This is a genomic window from Pseudomonas sp. M20 (assembly GCF_045037865.1).
GTDB lineage: Bacteria > Pseudomonadota > Gammaproteobacteria > Pseudomonadales > Pseudomonadaceae > Aquipseudomonas.
This window is the reverse complement of record NZ_CP173611.1, coordinates 6,487,942-6,507,927: the sequence shown is the minus strand read 5'-3', so window position 1 is coordinate 6,507,927 and position 19,986 is coordinate 6,487,942. Positions and strand designations below refer to the sequence as shown.

General features: G+C 59.7%; 14 protein-coding genes and 1 pseudogene. 9 read left to right on the top strand and 6 right to left on the bottom strand.

The window, feature by feature from the left end:
• Positions 1–120: 120 nt before the first annotated feature.
• From eat to ACI514_RS28980, 9 genes are all read left to right on the top strand, one after another.
• Positions 121–1,572, top strand: coding sequence for an ethanolamine permease (eat, locus tag ACI514_RS29020; protein WP_160059562.1), 1,452 nt, complete (start codon positions 121–123; stop codon positions 1,570–1,572).
• A 52-nt stretch (positions 1,573–1,624) separates the two neighbouring features.
• Positions 1,625–3,019 carry an ethanolamine ammonia-lyase subunit EutB gene (locus tag ACI514_RS29015; protein WP_160059563.1) on the top strand — a complete coding sequence of 465 codons (1,395 nt, stop codon included), beginning with the start codon at positions 1,625–1,627 and terminating at the stop codon, positions 3,017–3,019.
• On the top strand, positions 3,016–3,849 hold the full coding sequence (gene eutC, locus ACI514_RS29010) for an ethanolamine ammonia-lyase subunit EutC (protein ID WP_405122802.1): 834 nt from the start codon (positions 3,016–3,018) through the stop codon (positions 3,847–3,849). The genes ACI514_RS29015 and eutC overlap by 4 nt, the downstream gene beginning before the upstream one ends.
• A gap of 115 nt (positions 3,850–3,964) precedes the next feature.
• Positions 3,965–4,426 (top strand): N-acetyltransferase, encoded by a 462-nt coding sequence (locus tag ACI514_RS29005; RefSeq protein ID WP_007910890.1) that lies wholly within the window; start codon positions 3,965–3,967, stop codon positions 4,424–4,426.
• A gap of 229 nt (positions 4,427–4,655) precedes the next feature.
• Entirely contained in the window at positions 4,656–5,306 is a 651-nt protein-coding gene (locus ACI514_RS29000) for a DedA family protein (protein ID WP_007910892.1), read from the top strand.
• A gap of 4 nt (positions 5,307–5,310) precedes the next feature.
• The gene (locus ACI514_RS28995; protein ID WP_405122801.1) at positions 5,311–6,123 is read left to right on the top strand and encodes a zinc-dependent peptidase; all 813 of its coding nucleotides are present in this window, start codon (positions 5,311–5,313) and stop codon (positions 6,121–6,123) included.
• A 112-nt stretch (positions 6,124–6,235) separates the two neighbouring features.
• A complete protein-coding gene (gene ppa, locus ACI514_RS28990; protein ID WP_003205933.1) occupies positions 6,236–6,763 on the top strand; it encodes an inorganic diphosphatase in 528 nt (175 codons plus the stop codon).
• A 223-nt stretch (positions 6,764–6,986) separates the two neighbouring features.
• Positions 6,987–7,733: a helix-turn-helix transcriptional regulator gene (locus ACI514_RS28985; protein ID WP_405122800.1), complete on the top strand. Its 747-nt coding sequence runs from the start codon at positions 6,987–6,989 to the stop codon at positions 7,731–7,733.
• Positions 7,734–8,230: 497 nt separating this feature from the next.
• On the top strand, positions 8,231–9,400 hold the full coding sequence (locus ACI514_RS28980; RefSeq protein ID WP_405122799.1) for a diguanylate cyclase: 1,170 nt from the start codon (positions 8,231–8,233) through the stop codon (positions 9,398–9,400).
• 44 nt (positions 9,401–9,444) lie between these two features.
• Here ACI514_RS28980 and ACI514_RS28975 read toward each other — a convergent pair.
• The 6 genes and pseudogenes from ACI514_RS28975 to ACI514_RS28950 all read right to left on the bottom strand — a co-directional run bounded on the left by ACI514_RS28975 (position 9,445) and on the right by ACI514_RS28950 (position 19,979).
• Positions 9,445–10,552: pseudogene (locus ACI514_RS28975) on the bottom strand (nuclease).
• Positions 10,553–10,623: 71 nt separating this feature from the next.
• Entirely contained in the window at positions 10,624–11,436 is an 813-nt protein-coding gene (locus ACI514_RS28970; RefSeq protein WP_405122798.1) for a YfaP family protein, read from the bottom strand.
• 3 nt (positions 11,437–11,439) lie between these two features.
• On the bottom strand, positions 11,440–13,059 hold the full coding sequence (locus tag ACI514_RS28965) for a DUF2300 domain-containing protein (protein ID WP_405122797.1): 1,620 nt from the start codon (positions 13,057–13,059) through the stop codon (positions 11,440–11,442).
• A 1-nt stretch (position 13,060) separates the two neighbouring features.
• Positions 13,061–17,635 carry an alpha-2-macroglobulin family protein gene (locus tag ACI514_RS28960; protein WP_405122796.1) on the bottom strand — a complete coding sequence of 1,525 codons (4,575 nt, stop codon included), beginning with the start codon at positions 17,633–17,635 and terminating at the stop codon, positions 13,061–13,063.
• Positions 17,632–18,282, bottom strand: coding sequence for a DUF1175 domain-containing protein (locus ACI514_RS28955; RefSeq protein ID WP_405122795.1), 651 nt, complete (start codon positions 18,280–18,282; stop codon positions 17,632–17,634). The genes ACI514_RS28960 and ACI514_RS28955 overlap by 4 nt, the downstream gene beginning before the upstream one ends.
• Positions 18,267–19,979 (bottom strand): DUF2138 domain-containing protein, encoded by a 1,713-nt coding sequence (locus ACI514_RS28950; protein ID WP_405122794.1) that lies wholly within the window; start codon positions 19,977–19,979, stop codon positions 18,267–18,269. Before ACI514_RS28950 ends, ACI514_RS28955 begins: the two co-directional genes overlap by 16 nt.
• Positions 19,980–19,986: the final 7 nt, after the last annotated feature.

Below are 19,986 nucleotides of genomic sequence, written 5' to 3'. Positions count from 1 at the left end.
GTTCGACTCGACACAACGCCAATGTGGGAGCGAGCCTGCTCGCGAAAGCTGTGTGCCTTTCAACCCCATGATTCCTGACGGAATGATCGGGCCAATAAAACAATAAGAACGGTGAAACCTATGCCTAGCGAATCCCCGGCTGGCGCTCCGGCGACCGGCGCCTCCGTCGACTTTGAAAAAGTCGGATCGGATTACTTTCAACAACGCGAACTGAAAAAAGGTGCCGCCGGCTGGGTACTGCTAGTGGGCCTGGGCGTTGCCTACGTGATTTCCGGTGACTATGCCGGCTGGAACTTCGGCCTCGCACAGGGTGGCTGGGGCGGCATGTTCCTGGCGACGCTGCTGATGGCCACCATGTACCTGTGCATGTGCTTTTCTCTGGCCGAGTTGTCTTCGATGATCCCTACCGCTGGCGGTGGCTACGGTTTTGCCCGCAGTGCATTCGGGCCGTGGGGCGGGTTTCTCACCGGCACCGCGATTCTCATCGAATACGCCATTGCCCCTGCGGCTATCGCGGTGTTCATCGGTGCCTACTGCGAATCGCTGTTCGGCATCGGCGGCTGGATGATTTATCTGGCCTTCTACATCATTTTCATTGCCATCCACATTTTCGGGGTCGGCGAAGCGCTCAAGCTGATGTTTGTCATCACCGCCGTCGCCGCGCTGGCGCTGGGGGTGTTTCTGGTGGCGATGGTGCCGCATTTCGACGTCGCCAACCTGCTCGACATTCCGGTCACTGCCGCGGCGGGTGCCAGTCCGTTTCTGCCATTCGGTTATGTTGGCGTCTGGGCGGCGATTCCCTATGCGATCTGGTTCTTTCTTGCCGTTGAAGGCGTGCCGCTGGCCGCCGAAGAAACCAAAAACCCCAAACGTGACCTGCCGCGCGGCTTGATCGGCGCCATGTTGGTGCTTCTGATGTTTGCCCTGCTGATTCTCATCGTCGGTCCCGGCGGTGCGGGTGCCAATTCGTTGCTGACCTCCGGCAACCCGTTGGTCGAGGCGTTGAGCAGAGCCTATGGCGGCTCGACCTGGATGGGCAGTTTCGTCAACCTCGTGGGGCTGGCCGGACTAATCGCGAGTTTTTTCTCGATCATCTACGCGTACTCGCGGCAGATTTTCGCGCTGTCCCGGGCCGGCTACCTGCCACGCAAACTGTCCGAAACCAATAAAAGCAAGGCACCGGTCCTGGCGCTGGTGATTCCCGGCATCATCGGTTTCGGCCTGTCGCTGACCGGCCAGGGCGATCTGCTGATTCTGGTAGCGGTGTTCGGCGCAACCATTTCCTACGTGCTGATGATGGCCGCGCACATCACCTTGCGGATTCGCCGCCCCAAAATGGACCGGCCGTACCGCACACCGGGCGGCATCTTCACCTCCGGCGTGGCCTTGGTGCTGGCGTGCATCGCCGTGGTCGCGGGCTTCCTGGTCGACCCACGGGTGGTAATCGGTGCCGCCGTCATCTATGGAGTGTTAATTGCTTACTTTGCGTTCTACAGTCGACATCACTTGGTAGCAGGCACGCCGGAGGAAGAGTTCGCGGCGATCCAGAAGGCTGAGCAAGCCTTGCACTGAGTGCCGACAATCCCGGCGCAGGCTCGGTCTGCGCCGTCACGGAGAATTGTGTATGGCCAGTTTCGCTCACACGGTCGGCGCCCAGACCTATCGCTTCGACAGCCTCAAGGACGTCATGGCCAAAGCCAGCCCGGCGCGTTCCGGGGACTTTCTCGCAGGCGTCGCCGCCCTAAACGACGGCGAACGCGTGGCCGCGCAAATGGCGCTGGCCGACATTCCGCTCACGCATTTCCTGCAAGAAGCGCTGATTCCCTATGAGACCGATGAAGTCACTCGGCTAATCATCGACACCCACGACAAACAAGCCTTTGCCGTGGTCAGCCACCTCACCGTGGGCGGCTTTCGTGACTGGCTGCTCAGCGACGCCGCCGACGAAACCAGCCTGCGCAACCTCGCCCCCGGCCTGACCCCGGAAATGGTCGCGGCGGTGTCGAAGATCATGCGCGTGCAGGATCTGGTGCTGGTGGCGCAAAAGATTCGCGTGGTGACAAAGTTTCGCGGCACCCTCGGTTTGCGCGGACGCCTATCGACCCGCCTGCAGCCGAATCACCCGACCGACGAACCGTCCGGCATCGCCGCGAGCATTCTCGACGGCCTGCTCTACGGCAACGGCGATGCGATGATCGGCATCAACCCGGCCACCGACAGCATCGCCTCAATCTGCGCAATGTTGGAAATGCTCGACGCGATCATCCAGCGCTACGACATCCCGACCCAGGCCTGCGTGCTGACCCATGTCACCACCTCCATCGAGGCGATCAACCGTGGCGTGCCGCTGGACCTGGTGTTCCAGTCAATTGCCGGTACCGAAGCGGCCAACGCCAGTTTCGGCATCAACCTGAATGTCTTGCAGGAAGGCTATGACGCCGGCCTGAGCCTGAATCGCGGCACTCTCGGGCAGAACCTGATGTATTTCGAGACGGGTCAGGGCAGCGCGCTGTCGGCCAACGCCCACCACGGCGTCGACCAACAGACCTGCGAGACCCGAGCCTACGCGGTGGCGCGACATTTCAAGCCGTTCCTGGTGAACACGGTCGTAGGATTTATCGGCCCGGAGTACTTGTACAACGGCAAACAGATCATCCGCGCCGGCCTCGAAGATCACTTCTGCGGCAAGCTGCTCGGCGTGCCGATGGGTTGCGATATCTGCTACACCAACCACGCTGAAGCCGATCAGGACGACATGGACACCTTGCTAACCCTCTTGGGTGTGGCCGGGATCAACTTCATCATGGGCATCCCCGGCTCCGACGACATCATGCTCAATTACCAGACCACTTCGTTCCACGACGCGCTCTACGCTCGGCAGACCCTGGGCCTGAAACCGGCGCCGGAGTTCGAACAATGGCTGGCCAACATGGGCATCTTCACGCAAGCGGACGGCAAGGTTCGCTTTGGCAACAACTTGCCGCCGGCCTTCCGCCAGGCGCTGGCGCAACTGGGATGAGTCACATGGAAAAACCGCCCGTGGACCTGCAAAACCCTTGGCTGGAACTGCGCCGCCTGACGCCTGCGCGGATCGCCCTCGGCCGCACCGGCACCAGCCTGCCGACCACTGCGCAACTGGATTTCCAGTTTGCCCATGCTCAGGCGCGGGATGCCGTGCATCTGCCGTTCGACCATGCCGGGCTCAGCGCGCAGCTGAGCGAGCGCGAGCGCGACTCCTTGTTGCTGCACAGCGCGGCAGTAGACCGCAACAGCTACCTGCAACGCCCGGATCTGGGGCGCAAACTGAGCGATGACTCGGCCCGGCAATTGCGCGATTACGCGGCCGCGCATCCGGGCGGCGTCGATCTGGCGATCGTCGTGGCTGACGGCTTGTCGGCGCTGGCGGTGCATCGGCATACATTGCCGTTTCTGACCCGACTGGAAGAGCAAATGAGCGCTGACGGCTGGTCGATGGCGCCCGTTATCCTGGTGGAACAGGGTCGCGTTGCCGTCGGTGATGAAATCGGCCAATTGCTCGGCGCAAAAATGCTGGTGATGCTGATCGGCGAACGCCCGGGACTCAGCTCGCCAGACAGCCTGGGTTTATATTTCACCTACAATCCAAAGATCGGCCTGACCGACGCCTACCGCAACTGCATCTCCAATGTGCGGCTCGAAGGCTTGAGCTACGGCATGGCGGCGCACCGCTTGCTGTACTTGATGCGGGAAGCGTGTCGCAGACAGCTGTCGGGCGTGAATCTGAAGGACGAAGCACAGGTTCAGACGCTGGAGTCGGACGCCGGTGCGGACATGAAAGGAAATTTCCTACTCAGCCCGCCCCCTACCTGAACCGTTTCCGCATTGCGTTTCTGCGCCGGTTTCAGGCAGGATCGATGCACGGCCGCACGGGTTTCCCATCGCCGTCAGAGCAGTTGAAGACAGCCACTTGAAGACGAGACCTATCATGCGGATTATTCAAGCGACCCTCGAACATCTGGATTTACTGACTCCGTTGTTCGTCAAATATCGCGAGTTCTACGGTTCCCTGCCTTACCCGGATTCCTCCCGCGCCTTTCTTGAAAAGCGTCTGCGTCGCAAGGAATCGGTGATCTATCTGGCCTTGGCCGATGATGACGACAAGAAACTCATGGGCTTCTGTCAGCTCTATCCAAGCTTCTCCTCGTTGTCACTCAAACGCGTGTGGATCCTAAATGACATCTATGTCGCCGAAGATGCACGCCGCCAACTGGTCGCCGACAACCTGATCCGCACTGCGAAGAAAATGGCCAAGGAAACCCAGGCCGTGCGCATGCGTGTTTCCACCAGCAGCAACAACGAAGTGGCGCAGAAAACCTATGAATCCATCGGATTCAAGGAAGACACCGAGTTCAAGAACTACGTGCTGCCGATCAGCGAAGAACTCTGACTGCAAGTGCAACGTGTGATGAGGGAGCCCGCTCCCTCAGGCACCCCGAATGCTTCCTGACAATTGTTCACACCTCGACATCCCTCGCTACAAAACCGACGCGCTTTTCATCCTTCAGACCGTATAATCCCGATCTTTCCGGCTTGTAAGAAAAACTACACCCCGCTGTAGGCTTACACGAAGTCATCCGCACATGCCTGCCGAGTCGGGCCGTCAAACAGGTGCCCCCATGGATTTCAACCCGCTCGACCTTATCCTGCATCTCGATGTATACCTCGATTTGCTGGTGAACAACTATGGGCCATGGATCTACGCCATCCTGTTTCTGGTGATCTTCTGTGAAACCGGACTGGTAGTGATGCCGTTCCTGCCGGGTGATTCGCTGCTGTTCATCGCCGGTGCCGTTGCGGCGGGCGGCGGTATGGATCCGGTGCTGCTGGGCGGACTGTTGATGCTCGCGGCCATACTGGGCGACAGCACCAACTACGTGATCGGACGAACGGCTGGCGAGAAACTGTTCAGCAACCCGAACTCGAAAATCTTCCGTCGCGATTACCTGCAAAAAACCCACGATTTCTATGACAAGCATGGCGGCAAGACCGTGACGCTGGCGCGCTTCCTGCCGATCATCCGTACCTTCGCGCCGTTCGTCGCCGGCGTAGCGAAGATGCCATACCCGCGTTTCTTCGGTTTCAGCGTGTTGGGCACCATCCTATGGGTCGGCGGTCTGGTGACGCTGGGTTACTTCTTCGGCAACGTGCCGTTCATCAAGAAAAACCTGTCGTTGCTGGTGGTGGCGATCATTCTGCTGTCGCTGGTGCCGATGATCCTTGGCGTGGTTCGCAGCCGTTTCGGCGGCACCAAAGCGCAATCGCACTAGGCCGATGTGGTCGCTGAGCGCCTGGCGTCGCCGGCGCATTCTGGCGAAGCACCCGATTGCCGACAACATGTGGCAACGGGTGCGGCATCACCTGAGCTTCCTTGATGGCATCAGCGCTGCCGAAGATCAGTGGCTGCGCGAAGCCTGCGTACTGTTCCTCGAAGACAAACACCTGAGCGCTCTGCCCGGCGTCGAACTGCATCAGGAACAACGCCTGCTGCTCGCCGCCCAGGCACAATTACCACTGCTCAATCTGGGCGATCTGAACTGGTATCAGGGTTTCCACGAGATCGTGCTCTACCCCGACGACTTTCTCAGCCCGCAACGTCATCGCGACGCCAGCGGTGTCGAGCACGAATGGGACGGCGAACACAGCGGCGAGGCTTGGCAGCAGGGGCCGATCATCCTCGCCTGGCCGGGCGTGATGGCCAGTGGTGGCTGGGAAGGCTATAACCTGGTCATCCACGAACTGGCGCACAAACTCGACATGCTTAACGGCGACGCCAACGGCCTGCCGCCACTGCACGCCGACATGCGTGTCAGCGACTGGGCAGACGTCATGCAAAAGGCTTACGACGATCTCAACCGTCAGCTCGACCATGACCCTGACGCCGAAACCGCCATTGATCCCTACGCCGCCGAGAACCCGGCCGAGTTCTTCGCCGTCACCAGCGAGTACTTTTTCAGCGCCCCGGATCTGTTGCACGAGGCTTATCCACAGGTGTATGCGCAGCTGCAGCTTTTCTACCGTCAGGACCCGTTGAGCCGGTTGCGGCAACTTCAGGCCACAGACCCGGTCTATCAGGCTCACGACTAAGGTCTGCACGACTTTCGGTACATGGCATCGACGGCAGAATATGCCTATAATCGCCGCCACTTTTTGGTCAATCCGGCCAAGTGTTTTTGGTCAACTACGGGGGCAACGCCCAATGAGCTACAGCAAGATTCCGGCTGGCAAAGACCTGCCGAACGACATCTACGTCGCGATCGAGATTCCGGCCAACCACGCGCCGATCAAATACGAAATCGACAAAGACAGCGATTGCCTGTTCGTTGACCGTTTCATGGCCACCCCAATGTTCTACCCGGCCAACTACGGTTACATCCCGAACACCCTGGCTGACGACGGTGATCCCCTCGACGTGCTGGTTGTGACCCCTTACCCGGTTGCTCCAGGCTCGGTGATCCGCGCGCGTCCAGTCGGCATCCTGAACATGACCGACGACGGCGGCGGCGATGCCAAAGTCATCGCAGTCCCACACGACAAGCTGTCCCAGCTGTACGTCGATGTGAAGGAATACACCGACCTGCCGCCACTGCTGATCCAGCAGATCGAGCACTTCTTCGCGAACTACAAAGATCTCGAAAAAGGCAAATGGGTCAAGATCGAAGGTTGGGCCGGTGCAGACGCCGCCCGCGAAGCGATCACCAAGTCGGTTGCCGCCTACAAAGGCTAAGCACCTGCGCCACGCGTGAGGCTTGAAGAAAACCCCGGTTGATCCGGGGTTTTTTGTGCTCGGGAAAAGTTGTCTTAAACAGAGTGTTTATGACGGACTACAGAAAAGTTTTAGCCTGTGTAATTTCCCACAAGATCGCCTTACATCCCGTCGCAAAATTCAGCCCGTTTTTGAACGTCCGGTTTATTCAAACCGCTCTGGCACGGCCGTAGACTCCGTGTTTATGAGAAAGAACACTAGCGGTCCAAGATTCAAGGCACTCCTGGAAGCTGCGAACATCTCGACGACGGGTTTCGCAAAGTTCTGGGGCACGGAAGCCCAAAATGTCCACAACTGGTACACCCGGGGCGTCCCGGCGTATCGCATGGAAGAAGTCTCACGCCTGCTGTCCGTCAACAGCGAATGGCTGAAAACCGGCCAAGGCACAAAAGAGCTGCCAAGCCTGACTCCGCCTGCCAGCAACGGCGACAGCTTTGACGCCCATGATCCACAGGGCGCGTATAGATTCATCCATCCCAACGACATCGAACTGGCCTTCTTCAAAGAAACGCCACTGACCAACGGTTCCGACAAAACCCACGTCATTCAGGACCCGGACCTGTCCATCCGCCTGCTGCGTGCACAGGTTGATCAACTGGAGATCCGCCCCGCCGATGCCATCTGCGCGCACATGATCGGCAACAGCATGGCCGAACGTATCGAGGACGGCTCCGTCGTCGCGATCGACCGCGGCCTGACCCAAGTCGTCGATGGCGAGATCTACGCTATCGAACACGACGGCATGCTGCGCATCAAATACCTGCACCGCATGCCCGGAAACGGCCTGCGCCTGCGCAGCCACAACAGCGCGGAATACCCGGACGAAGTGTTCCGCCCGGCGCAGATCGAAGAGCAACGGATTCACATATTGGGCTGGGTGTTTTGGTGGTCGACCGTGAGCAAGCGGCGGCCGGTGGTGCCGTTTCTCTGACTTGATGCGGTTTGTCGACCCTGCACAGAACCCTGTGGGAGCGAGCCTGCTCGCGAAGAGGCCCGGACAATCGGTACAAATCCCGGATTTCTGGCGTAGAAGTCGCTCTAAACCGCACTTCAGACTGGGAATCCCAAGCAAAACTCAGTATCCTGCGCCCCACATTTGCGCATCGACCCGCCCCGCGGCTCAGAGAGCGCCCGACGCGGCAGACCAACGTCTGACCAAGTCCCACAGCCGGACGCAGATCCGGATGTACGTTTTGAAGGCTGGCAAGGCTTACCAAAAATAGGCCAAGCCAGTCCCCGAGAAGCCGGCCACAAGCCGGCTTTTTAATGCCTGCAAAAAAACACGTTTACCTTGGCGAGCTTGACTCAACACTTGCCAACCCTAACCCCCTCAGTGCTAAATCCTGCCCAACACCCACCCCCTCTTTTTTTACCCGCATCCCCGACCCCGGCCGGATTCCGGTATTGAGCCTCACGGGAATCCATGGAATGGCCCTGCATATCCCGACCCTGCTGGTCGTTTCGGTCTTCGTCTTCTTTTTGATGGGGCTTTTGACGCTGCACGCCTGGTATCGCGAAACCCGCGAGCCGCCACTGGCGTACCTCGGCAGCATGATGCTGCTGGGCGCCTTGGGCGTGGTATTGGTCAGTTGGCGTGATCGAGGGGTCGACTTCATTCCCATTGTGTTCGGCAATGTTGTTCTATTGCTCAGTGCAGCGCTGAACTGGACGGCCATGCGCACGCTGGTCGGACGCAGACCGTCAGTGTCCGGCATTCTGGCGGGGGCGTTCGCCTGGCTGACCTTGTGTCTGATTCCCGCCTTCTACGAGTCGATGCCAAATCGGGTTTTAATCTACTCCTTGCTGGCATTCGGTTACGGCGTGCTGACAACGCTAGAGCTCTGGCGCAGCCGCCACACTCTGAACGTCGCGTTTATGCCGGCGCTGGTGCTGACCGTTTTGCACACGGTGTTCTACGCCGTTCGCAGTGCGACCGATGAAGGGCTGCCGGTGACAAAGGCGCTGCTGGGCAGTGGCGAAGGCGTGCCGTTTTTCTCGTTCATGCTGTTCGAGTCGATGCTGTATGTCATCGGTATCGCCTACATCACCCTGGCGATGGTCAAGGAGCGTGCCGAGCTCAAGCTCAACGCGGCGGCGTTCAGCGATCCGCTGACGGGCATTGGCAATCGTCGCGCGTTCATGATGAACGCCGGGCAGTTGCTTACTGAAAGCCAGCAACACGCAGAACCGGCGGCTTTGCTGCTTTGTGACCTGGATAACTTCAAGCGTCTGAATGACACCTATGGCCATCCCGTTGGGGATCAGGCGTTGATCGCGTTCGGCCGGATCGTGGTCGAGAGCCTGCGCAAGGAAGATGTTTGCGGGCGGATCGGTGGTGAGGAGTTTGCTTGTCTGCTGAACAATTGCGATGAGCAGACTGCATTGGAGATAGCCGAACGGATCCGTCGCTCGTTTTCCCAATTATCGATTCTTGAGCTGGGTTTGCTCAGCGTCAGCATCGGCGTGGTGACCACCCGTGAATCCGGCTACGACTTGTCACGCCTGCTCTCGGAAGCGGATCAGGCGCTATACGGCGCCAAGGATCAGGGGCGCAATCGTGTACAGACGTTGCGCTCGCTGTACCTGACGCTGATGTAACTCTTGAAAGCCAGCCATTTCGGCTCAAGCAAGCGTTGCGATGTCTAAACTGAAATAGCCTCCGTTACCGAATCAACAAGCGGGAATCTCTGTTTCAAGCGCTCAATCGTCCAACGCCATTTAGGTGTAGTAGGCCGACAAATCGTATTTTGGTTACCAAACATCCCTATTTCCCGCACAGCCTGTTCTAGCGGAACGGTCTCAAGCCACTCAATCGGAACGAAGTATTCACACCGCTCTGGGTCATCCACAAACTCAGCGTGATATTTCGCACGTTTTGCAACCTCAAGCACAGGTCGCTCAATCCCATTCTGTAAAACCGTAAACGCCTCTGCAGGCGTGACGGTTCCACGAACCAGTCCAACGCCAACGTAGCCTTTTTGAGGAATGTTGACCCAAACTCGATCCCCCGGCGCTAAGACCTGCAACGTCTTGCTGTACCAAGTACCGCCGCCACCGGCAATAAATCCAAACTCTACTGCGTCAGCCCAAGAGCGAGAGATGGAATCCCCAAACGAGCAATAGAACTCGCCATTCCAAGGTTCGTTATGACCTTCGCTCGTCGACACCGCGTTGACTTGAGTATGAACTGGGTCAAGCAGCCAGGATCGACTCAACAATTGTTGGTCGCCAGCTTCGAAAATCTGAAAACACAAAACGTTAATCGGAATATCTCGTTTGCTTAGGTATTCAACGATTCGCTCACTGCTGGAATCCAACTCCGTGGCGACAATAATCAATTGATGGGTTTTGTTCAGTTCATCTTCATCCAGTACACGCCCAAAGCTAGCTAAAAAATCTACGTCCAAACTGCAGCCGGGTTTGAAACGTTTGTAGATTTCTGCGATTTCATCCCCCCGCAAACTTTCTACCCAAGCCGCGTAATCCAAGGTCTGAGCGACGACTTCTCTAGGAGTACGATCACGTTTGAGCTCAATCAAGACCAACGCGCCATCAGGTGCAATGGCCAACAAATCGATTCGCCCTCCGGCACCAGTATTTTCTTGCCGACCTATCAGCATCCATTCATCCAAGAGAATGCTGGGCGAACTGATGATCATCTCTTCCAGCAGCTGCTCACTTGCCAACCTGCTCTGACGCAGCTTGTTCGGTGACAGTCCAAACCGTCCAGACATCCGTTTTGATGGGCAAGTGATGTGTCCTTAAAAATCTTATGGATGCTAATTCAATAATTTGGTCAGCAACCTGCTGACCAATCCCCCTCACGGATAACTGAATGACTTCACCAGCGTCAGCTCTCCCACCGCGCGCATAGGGATCAGAAACGTCTCCATCTTCTCGCTCGGCGTGCCCTCTTCGGTAATCACCGTCACCTGCGCCGTGGTCAGCGCCTGCACCGCCTCATCGCCGCCCTCGTCGTCCCCGCGATAGCCACCGCCGTAATAATTCACATACACCAGATACTGGCCCTTGATCGGCGCCGGCATGGCGAAGATTTCCGGGCCGTAACCGGTGGTGACGTCGACGTCGAGCGCGGCGCCGTTGGCGGCGCTGCGGTTGCCGTACCAGATGTGTGCGCCGTCGGGGGTGACGAGGTGCAGGTCGAGGTCGGTGCCGTCGCTGTCCCACGCCAGCAGTACGCGCAGTTTGGCCGGGGTGGCGCCGCCGCTGGTGTTGAGGAATTGCGTGCGGTGGCGTTGTTGGCCGTCAGGGCTGCGCACTTCGACGCTGTTACTGCCGTTGGGGAACGAGAACGGGCGGTCGAAGTGGCCGCTGTCGTCGATTTTCAGCGGCATGCTCACGCCGTTGACGATCAGGCGGCCGGGGTCGTTGTCCTTCCGCGCCGCTTTGATCTCGCCGCTGATGCGCGCGGTGTTGGCCTGGCCGACCGGGGTGTTGACCGATGAGGCCGGGTAGTTGACGGTCTGGCGGAAGCTTTCGCCCTCGCCTTCCGGTGCGCCGCTGCGCCAGCCGCCGACCGGGGTGTCGAGTTTGACGCTGTCGGCGGCCATCGCCGGCGATAGCGCGGTCAAGGTGCAGAGCAGCAGCAAGACCTGTGGATAACGGAGTGTCATGGTCTATTCCAGCAAAAGGTGACGGGCAAGCCCTTCGATGTAGGTTTCATCCTGGCCGTTGGGATGCGCTTCAAAAGCCAGGTGCAGATATTCGTGGGTCAGGTCGAGGCGATCCTGCAAAGTCAGCACGCCGCGTACGTAAATGCGTTGGCGTTCACGGTCGACGAAGGGACGGCCGAAGGCGAGTTTGCACACGGCGAAGGTGCTGACTTCGTTGTAGCCGGTTTCGCTTTCCAGCTTCGGGCGCCAGCCACGTCGCTGTTTCTGCAGCCAGTCTTGCGCGGCGGGCAGCGCTTCGCAGGAAGCGACCGGGTTGTCCCAACGGCTAAGGCTGGCGCGCGGATAGGCATGTAGCAGAATCGCGTCGTAACGCTGACCGGCATTAGCTTGCGCGACGGCTTGTTGCCAGGCGAGTTTGTCCGGGCCGGGTTGATCGGAGTGATAGGTGACGGTGCTGCCGGCCAGTACCAGGTCTGCCGTCCAGGCGGCGATCTTGCGGGATTCGGCCGAGGCTGGACGCGGGGCGACGCGCTGGCGATTGCTGCTGTCATCGATGCTCAGGCAGTCGCCGTTACGTGTGGCGTTTTGCAGCAGATAAGTGCGGATCGCTACGGCCAACGCCTTGGCCGCTTCGGCGGGTTCGGATTTGGCTTCGCGCTCAAGGACGCGAGCGACATATTCGTCGCGATCAAGCCTTGCGACGAGTTTGTCGTTGAGCAGAAACAGTTCGCCGTCGCTGTGGATATCCAGCGCGTTGCCGTTGGCGAATTCGACGCGGTAGTCGCCATGCAGCGGGCCGGAATTCACTACCTGCTCGCCAGCCAATACACGCCTAAGTGGATAGCGTGAAAACAGACCGACCTGAACACAACGCCCCGCCTCTGCCGGCCAAGCCGCAGGTAACACCGTCGCTAGCGCTTGCCCGTAATGACGTAAAACCATCTGACTAGTGCCGCGCCCGCCTGCCCAGACCGGCGAGCCATCAGCCGTCCAGCCAGCGAATCCACCCTGTCGCGATTGCGGATCCTGATCACCGAGCCAGCTCCAGGTTTTCACCCGTAGACGTCCGCCAAGTTCACCAACGACATTGCCATCCGCCGCATTCAGCACTACATCGAGTAGCACTCGACGTGCCTGATCCTGAGCCGGCAAAGTGGCCAATACTTTCAGCAACTCAACCACGGAAACCCGTTGCGCCGGCTGCACCGACGGCAAGTCGAGCAACCACGACGGCGCCTGCCGCGCCTGCCAATAGGTACGCCAATCCGCCGCTGCAATCCCCAACCGCGCCGGCTCAAAATACAACCCGCAGGATTTCACCAGCGCCTGATCGCGCTCGATCTTGCCGCCCGCCGAGCAGCAATAAACCTCTTCCTTCGACTGCCCGCGACACTCATACGCCGGCTCCCGCGCGCCGGTGTCCACCAGCCACGCGTAGACAAACAATTTCCACAGACTGCCCAACGGCGTATCCAGCGATGACGGCAACGGCTCACGCTTGATCAGTTGCGTCTGACTCAACGACAACAATTCGCCCTTATAGGCCACGCGCAACGGCTCATCCTGCGCTGTCGCCAGCGCAGGCATCACACACATCAGCAGCCACAGCAGCGGCCGGGTCATGTCAGTTGACCGTGACCTGACCGAGGGCGGCTTTCGCTTCCTGGGCCTGATGCTGCGGTGCGTAGACCTGCTTGAAACGCACCGGCGGCAAGTTGAACTGGCCCTTCTGCGAGAAGCGCACCAAGTGGCGCAGGCGCAACTCGCCGCTCAGCGCATCGACCGGCACCGCGTAGGCCAACTGGCCCGGTTCGAAACGCGCCTTCTCCAGCGCAGTCGGTTCGTTGCCGTCCTTGCCCTGCAACTTGATGCCCCACGTCGTGCGCTCAACATCAGCGCCCGGTGGCAGTGGCACTTCGAGCATGCCGTAGCGCAGTGGTTTCGGCGCTTTGCTGGTGAGGATCACTTCGTCCAGATACAGGCTGTCGCTGGACAGCGGCTTGGTGCCGACCGGCTCCAGTTTGAAGGTGAACGCTTCGTCGCCCGGCACCAGTCGCGACACGCGTCGGGTGATGGTCACGGCCATTGGATCGACTGCCGGTTGCTGGGTCTGGAAGCTCAGCGCCGCGCGCAATGGACGCTCTTGCGTGCCGGACACTGTCAACACGCTCGGCACCGGAGTGGCGCCCTGCCAAGTCCAGTACATCTCACCGGTTGCACCGTAGTTTTTCTTCCAGCCTTCACCCGGCGTCAAGGCAATGGTCGGCGAAGCCTGAGCGATACTGCGTTGCAGCCAAGTCAGTGCCAGCGCACGTTCGAGGGTCGATTGCTGCGGCAACAGTCGTTGCAACAGCACTTGCGCACGCGCCTGATCGAACGGTTGCAGCGACAGGTTCAGCGCCTCGGCAAACGGCTGCGAACTGACCGACAGACGCTGTTGTGCAGCGCCCACCTGACGATTGAACGCGTCAGGCAAGGCGACTTTCGACTGAGTGGCCAAAGAGGCGGTTAACACCCGTGCCGCTGCCAGACCGAGCGCCGAATCCGGATCACTCATCACCAGACTGTCTTCGCCATCGTCCATCAGCGTTTCAGCGTTGCCTTCGCCGGCCTTGGCCAGATCGTCCATCAAACCGCTGAGCAACGTGTTCACCGGCAAATGCATCTGCTTGGCGAACGACAGAATCAGCGCCCGTTGCAGCAACGGCGTGTTCGGCGCCTGCTTGGCGTAAACCTCCAGCACCCGCTGCCAGTGCTCCGGCGGCAGGGTCAGCTCCAACACTTGGCTGGCATTCCAGTCGGCGTAATAGGCGTAAGCGGTGAGGAACGCATCCGGCTCACCGTCGTAACCCCACCAGGTGAAACTCGCCGATGGCCCGGCCATTTGCACCAGACGCAGACGGCTGTTCTGCATGATCAGGCGCAAGCGATCACGGATCTGCGGATTCGACGCCAGCGACGGATAAGCGATGCTCAATGGCAGCAAACGACTGGCCGTCTGCTCGACGCCGCCGTACGGATAGCTGAGCAGATCATCGAGTGCCGAGCGGAACAACGCTTGCGGACTGTCATCCAGACGCAGGCGAATATCCGTGGCATCCGCCGGCAGGCTCAACGGCGTGTCACCACTGGCGACATCGAGGCTTTGCGTCTGCGTCACTTGCCAGCCGTCACCGGTCGCACTCAGGCGCACGGCGAGAGAGTCGGCAGTCTTGCCGTCCTGCACCAGCTCCGCCGTCCACTCGCCGGAAGCCAGGGCGAATGCCGGCAGCGGTAGGTAGTTGATGCCGTTGTTGAGGGTCACAGGGACACGCTGTTCAGCGCCTGCGTAGTGAGTGACCAGTTCAGCCTTGACCGGTTTCTCGGCCTGACTGAACGCGAACACACCGAGTTGCGGCTGATCGCCTTTGCGGAATTTGCTCGGGCCGCTCCACTTCAGATACAGCGGTTTTTCCGAGCGAACGAACTGCTTCCTCTGTCCGACCTGACCGTCATCGGCGATCGCGCGGGCGGTGATGCGCCAGCGGGTCAGCGAGTCCGGCATCTTGAAAGTGAAGCGGGTTTTGCCGTCGGCACCGGTCAACAACTCTGGCTGCCATGCGGCGGTATCGATGTCTTCACGACGCGGCCGCTCCAGCACTTTCACCCCGCGCTCGCTGCGGTTGGCTTTACCCGGTGCGCCGGGGCTACCCGGCAACGCGACGTCGTAACTGATGAACGACAGACTCGCGCTGGTGCGCACGTTGTTGCGGCGCGGGTGATAGAAGAACTGGTCGATGGTCGGCGCGACTTCCGGTTGCAGCGCATAAACCATTTCGTCAACGACGCTGACGGTCAGATGCGCCGGAACGGCTTTGCCGGCGAACTGCGTGGTCAGGTCAACAGTGACCGTGTCGCCCGGCAGATACACCGCTTTGTCGGTGTTGATCGCCACGTCGATTTGCGGCGCGACCACTTTGATCCCGGCGTTCTGAAAGCTGTACTGACCGCCCTTGGTGTACAGCACGGAGAAGGTCAGGTTCGGTGCAAAGTTGTCCTTCACCGGGATGCGCGCGCGGTATTGAGTGTCGCTGAGTTTTTCCAGTTTCAGCCAGTCGCCGCCCTTGGCCAGCAGCGCGGTGTCTTCGACCTTGTCGCGTTCCAGCGAAAGCAATGCATCGCTGACCGTTTCCGGGAAGGTGATCAGCGCCAGAGCTTCATCGCCAGCCTTGTACTCAGGCTTGTCGAGGACGATTTCCACAGTGCCCGGCACTGCTTTGACGCCATCGCCAGTGACCGAATGACCGGTGGCGCCGAGGACGCGACCGTGTTGATCTTTCAAGGTCAGGTTGTAAGTACCCGGACGCTCGAAAGCGAGACTGAAGCCTTTATCCGTCGCCGCCAGTTTGCCTTCACCGGTGCTCTGGTCTTCCAGACGCACCCAGCCATACGTGCTCGGCGTCACCGCTTTGCTTTGCTCGGTGCCGCCCTCGTTGGCGTAGCTGAACGCAACCTTGTCGCCGACTGCACTGAAGCGTTGCGGCGCGCTAACGCGGAAGCTCGCGGCGCCACGGTCGATGAGGACTTCCTTGGTGGTCTTGACCCGATACGCCGCGCCATCGCTGGCAAACACGGTGAGCATGTAGCGGCTCGGGTTGTCGGCGGCCGGCAGGTCGAGGGTCGCGTTGCCTTTGCTGTCGGTGGTCAGTTCGGTGCTGGTCAGTTCCACCGGGAATTGCCCGAGGTATTGCAGCTCGTTGTCGACCATCGACAGTTGCTGAGCGCGCAGGCTCAGGGTCAGTTTGGCGTTGGCCACCGGTTTGCCGTCCGGATAGAGCAACACCAGACTGCCTTTGACCGGCTCGCCGGTGCGGTAATCCTGCTTGGCCAGGTTCAGCGAAATTTCAAAATGCGGTTTGATGTATTCGGCCACACGGAAGGCGCTGCTGTAGGCCTGATCCTTATAGTTGAACCGAATCTCGTAACCGCCCGCCACCGCGTTGTCCGGCAACTGGAAACGGCCCTGAGTACCGGCCTTCGAATCGAGTTTCAGGTCAAGATGTTGCAGCTCGGTGCCGGTGGCGTCGAGCACGCTGACCGTGACATCCGCCGCGCCCGGCAACACCGAATCCCGCGCGTTCTTGAACTCACGACCGACGATTTTCAGCGACACCCAATCACCCGGGCGATACAGCGGCCGATCGGTGAAGGCATACAGTTTGGTGTCGTAGATTTCGCTGTCGTAATAGAAGTTTTCAGAAACAAAGACGCCGCCCTCTTCATCCTCGCCGATGACGAACGAACGCTCCGGGCTGACGTGTTTCAGGCGTAGCAAGCCATCGGCATCGGTCGCGCCACTGCTCATCACGCCGAGGCCGTCAGTCCACAGCACATTGACCTTCGGTACCGAATTGCCTTCGTGTTTGCGCGCGGCCCAGACCAGCAATTCGTCGCCGGCAATCTTGCTCACTGCGACGGTGTTGGAAACGAAAACCATGGTGGTCGCGCGGTACTTGCCGATCAATGCTTCGACCAGATACAGACCCGGCTTCAGATTGCCCAACGGGATGTAAACGTTGCCCGGCGCGACACTGACGAAATCGCTGGAGGAGCCGGCCAGATTGACCCCGGCCGGCGGCTGAATCGGCTTGGCCTGCCACAACGGATAACGGAACTGGCTGACCACCGGTAGACCCGGAATCAGAGCAAATTGCGGTTGCGCGTCGTACGGCGTCGGTGCGGCGATGGCATTGCCCATCTTCAGTTCCGGCACTTCTTCGGTGACCTGTTTGCGCGACTCATAGGAGAAAGCACGCTGCATCACCCGACGAGATTTGCGGTACCAGTTGTCCCACAAGTAAGCGAGGGTGTTGGACAGGCCTTCACCCTTGAATTGGCCGTCGCTGACCACGCGGTGCAGGTTCTTCTGGCGCTTGAGGAAATCCAGCGGTTTGTCGATGCGATACACGCGAATGTCGACGCCGCCGTACGGTTCCATGCGAAAACGACGGTAGTCACGACCCGGCGCTTCGAGGCGCACCATCGCCTGCTCGTCCGCCGCGAAACTACTGTCGGCGAGGAGGAAAAAGCTCTCACCGGACACCGGCGTATAGCCGCTCGGCTCAACCGAATCTTCGGCGTTAACGGTCGCCAATGGCAGCAACAGCGCCAGCAGCAAAGGAATTCGGGAGCAAAGTCGCAACATGCGGGCACCGGTCATTGGGAGAGAAAGTTCAGTCGATAGACGCCGATGAAGTTGGGGTTGGCTGCGTCGGGTATCCATCGGGTGTCCTTCCATGTCATGAGTTGCTGCAGGCTTGCCGAACGCATGCCGTTGTCTGTGGGAGTAGTGGTGCCGGTGTGATAGGCGATGTAGCGGCCCATCCAGATCATCAGGTGCTGGTCGTCGCCCTGATCGAAAAACATCAAGTCACCGGGCCGTGCTTGCGACACATCGCGGCTGACCAGGTGGCTGTTGAACTGAATCAGTTTAATCGCGTTGACGTACGGCCCGACCTTGCCACCGCCCTGCTGCCATTGCTGGGCGAGCTTGCGTTGCTCATCACTGAGCGAAAGCTCCGGCGGCAGATAACGATTGGACAGGCCATTGCTACGCAGCCATTTGTCGTCGTGGACTTTCAGCGCTTCGTTGGCGGCAAAACGCACCAGCCCGGCACAGTCTTGCTGATACCAGCGCGGGCTCGGGCCTTGGCTCAGTTGCTCTTGGGCAATACGCACGAACCAGGCGCGAAACACCTGGGACTGCGCCGGATCCAGTGCCGGCGTTTCAACGGCGCGGGCGCCCGCGCTGAGTAACAGCGCGAGCAGGCCGAGGCTGCGGATCAGTGTCGTCACAGCGCTTTCCATTCCAGCGGCAACCACTGCCAGTGGCCGTCAGGCTCGCTGCCTTCAGGCAAAGTCAGGGCATATTTGCCGTAGCCGCCGAGGGTACGCAGTTTCGGAATCAGGTAGGTTTGCGCGGCGTTATAGAACACCGGTTCCATGTCCTGCGGCAGGCTATCGAGGGTTTCTTGCTGCATCAGTTGCGCCATCGAATCCGGACCGAAATAGATCGGCATCAGCACATCTTTGGGCAGCACGTCGGCCATCGGCGGGAAGCGTTTGTCGAGGGTGCCGAGGGCCTTGTCGACCAATTTGTCGTCGAGGGAAAACAGCAGTGTCGAGCCGTGACGGGCGAGGCTGACTTTCATGAACGCCTTGCCGCTGATTGCGTCCGGGTTCTCGGCAGTCTTCGCCGCATACGGGCCGAAGTTGGAACTGACCTGACGCTGCCAGACATGGTTCTGGCCTTCTTGTTTCTCGACCACGGGGAAGACGTTTTCTTCGACGTTGGCTTCGAATGCGCCGACCATCGAACCGAACAGTTTGCCGAGGTCGCCATCGAGTTTACTGCTGTCCTCGTCTTTCAGACTGGCCACCAACAATGGCGTGTACAAACGCGAATCGGCGTACCAGCACAGGCCTGCCGCGCCGGCCACATGTTCGGTGAGGGTCTGCGCTACCGCTTCTTCGGCGCCGAGTTTTACCAGCAATGGTTTTTGCGGTTCGGCCGCGACCGGCAAGGTTACGCAGGCACTGGCGCCCAGCGGCATTGCTTGCCAGACCGGTTTGAAATCGAAGTCGGGCTGATTGTCCAGCTCGTCCATGGCGAGGTAGCTGTGCCAGCCCTTGTCGTCCATGTCGAAGCGCAGCCCGGCGAAGTTCGGGATGAAACGTTGATAACCCATGGCCAGAACGCTGGAGTTGACCGACAGGCGTTGTTTGGTTTCCGGGGCTTTCGCCGGCAGACCGAACGCTTCGGGGAACAGTTTTTCGCCATTGAGCAGCGCCGCCAGCGCTTGTGGCGAGACATGGCCCGATTCTTCGGAGACGCCGCTTTCGGGGTCGTAATACTTGGCCGGATTTGACAGCACCACCAGTTTGTCGCCGTGAGAGGCGAACAACAGGGCTTTGCTGGCGTTATAGGTCAACTGATACAGCGGCACGCTATCGCCGCCGACTTTGAGTTCGCCCATCTGACTGAGCTGCGTGTCATCCAGCGCTACTTTCGCCAGCGGCTCGAGCAGTTTCGCCAGCCCACCACGGTCCATCACCAGCAGGAAATCTTTCAAGCGCCCATCCGCGCCACGCCACAGCGCAACGTCGGCTGGCTGATCGAAAAGTTGCTCGATCAGGCTGTCCTGCAGTTTCAGGTCATGCTCGTAGATGATCCGGCGCAGACTGCCGATCAAGCCGAGGCGATCAGCATGGGTCTCGTAATAGAAGACGAAATCCTCGGTGAGCGTGGCCTTGAGGAACGGCACCGTCAGCAGGTCCTTGGGCAACTGACTCAGCGAGCGGGTCTCCAGCAACGCGTCCGGACGGCTCAGGCCAAGCTTGTCACTGGCCAATTCCGCCGGCGGTGCCTTGGGCTTGAGCAGCAGCCAGCCAAAACCACCCGCCACGCCGGCCACCAGGCATAACCCGGCCAGGAGCAAAGGCCAGCGCCGCGAAGGTTTGGCCGCTGGCGTGTCGGCAGCCGGAGTAACAGTGTTATCGCTCATCTTCTCG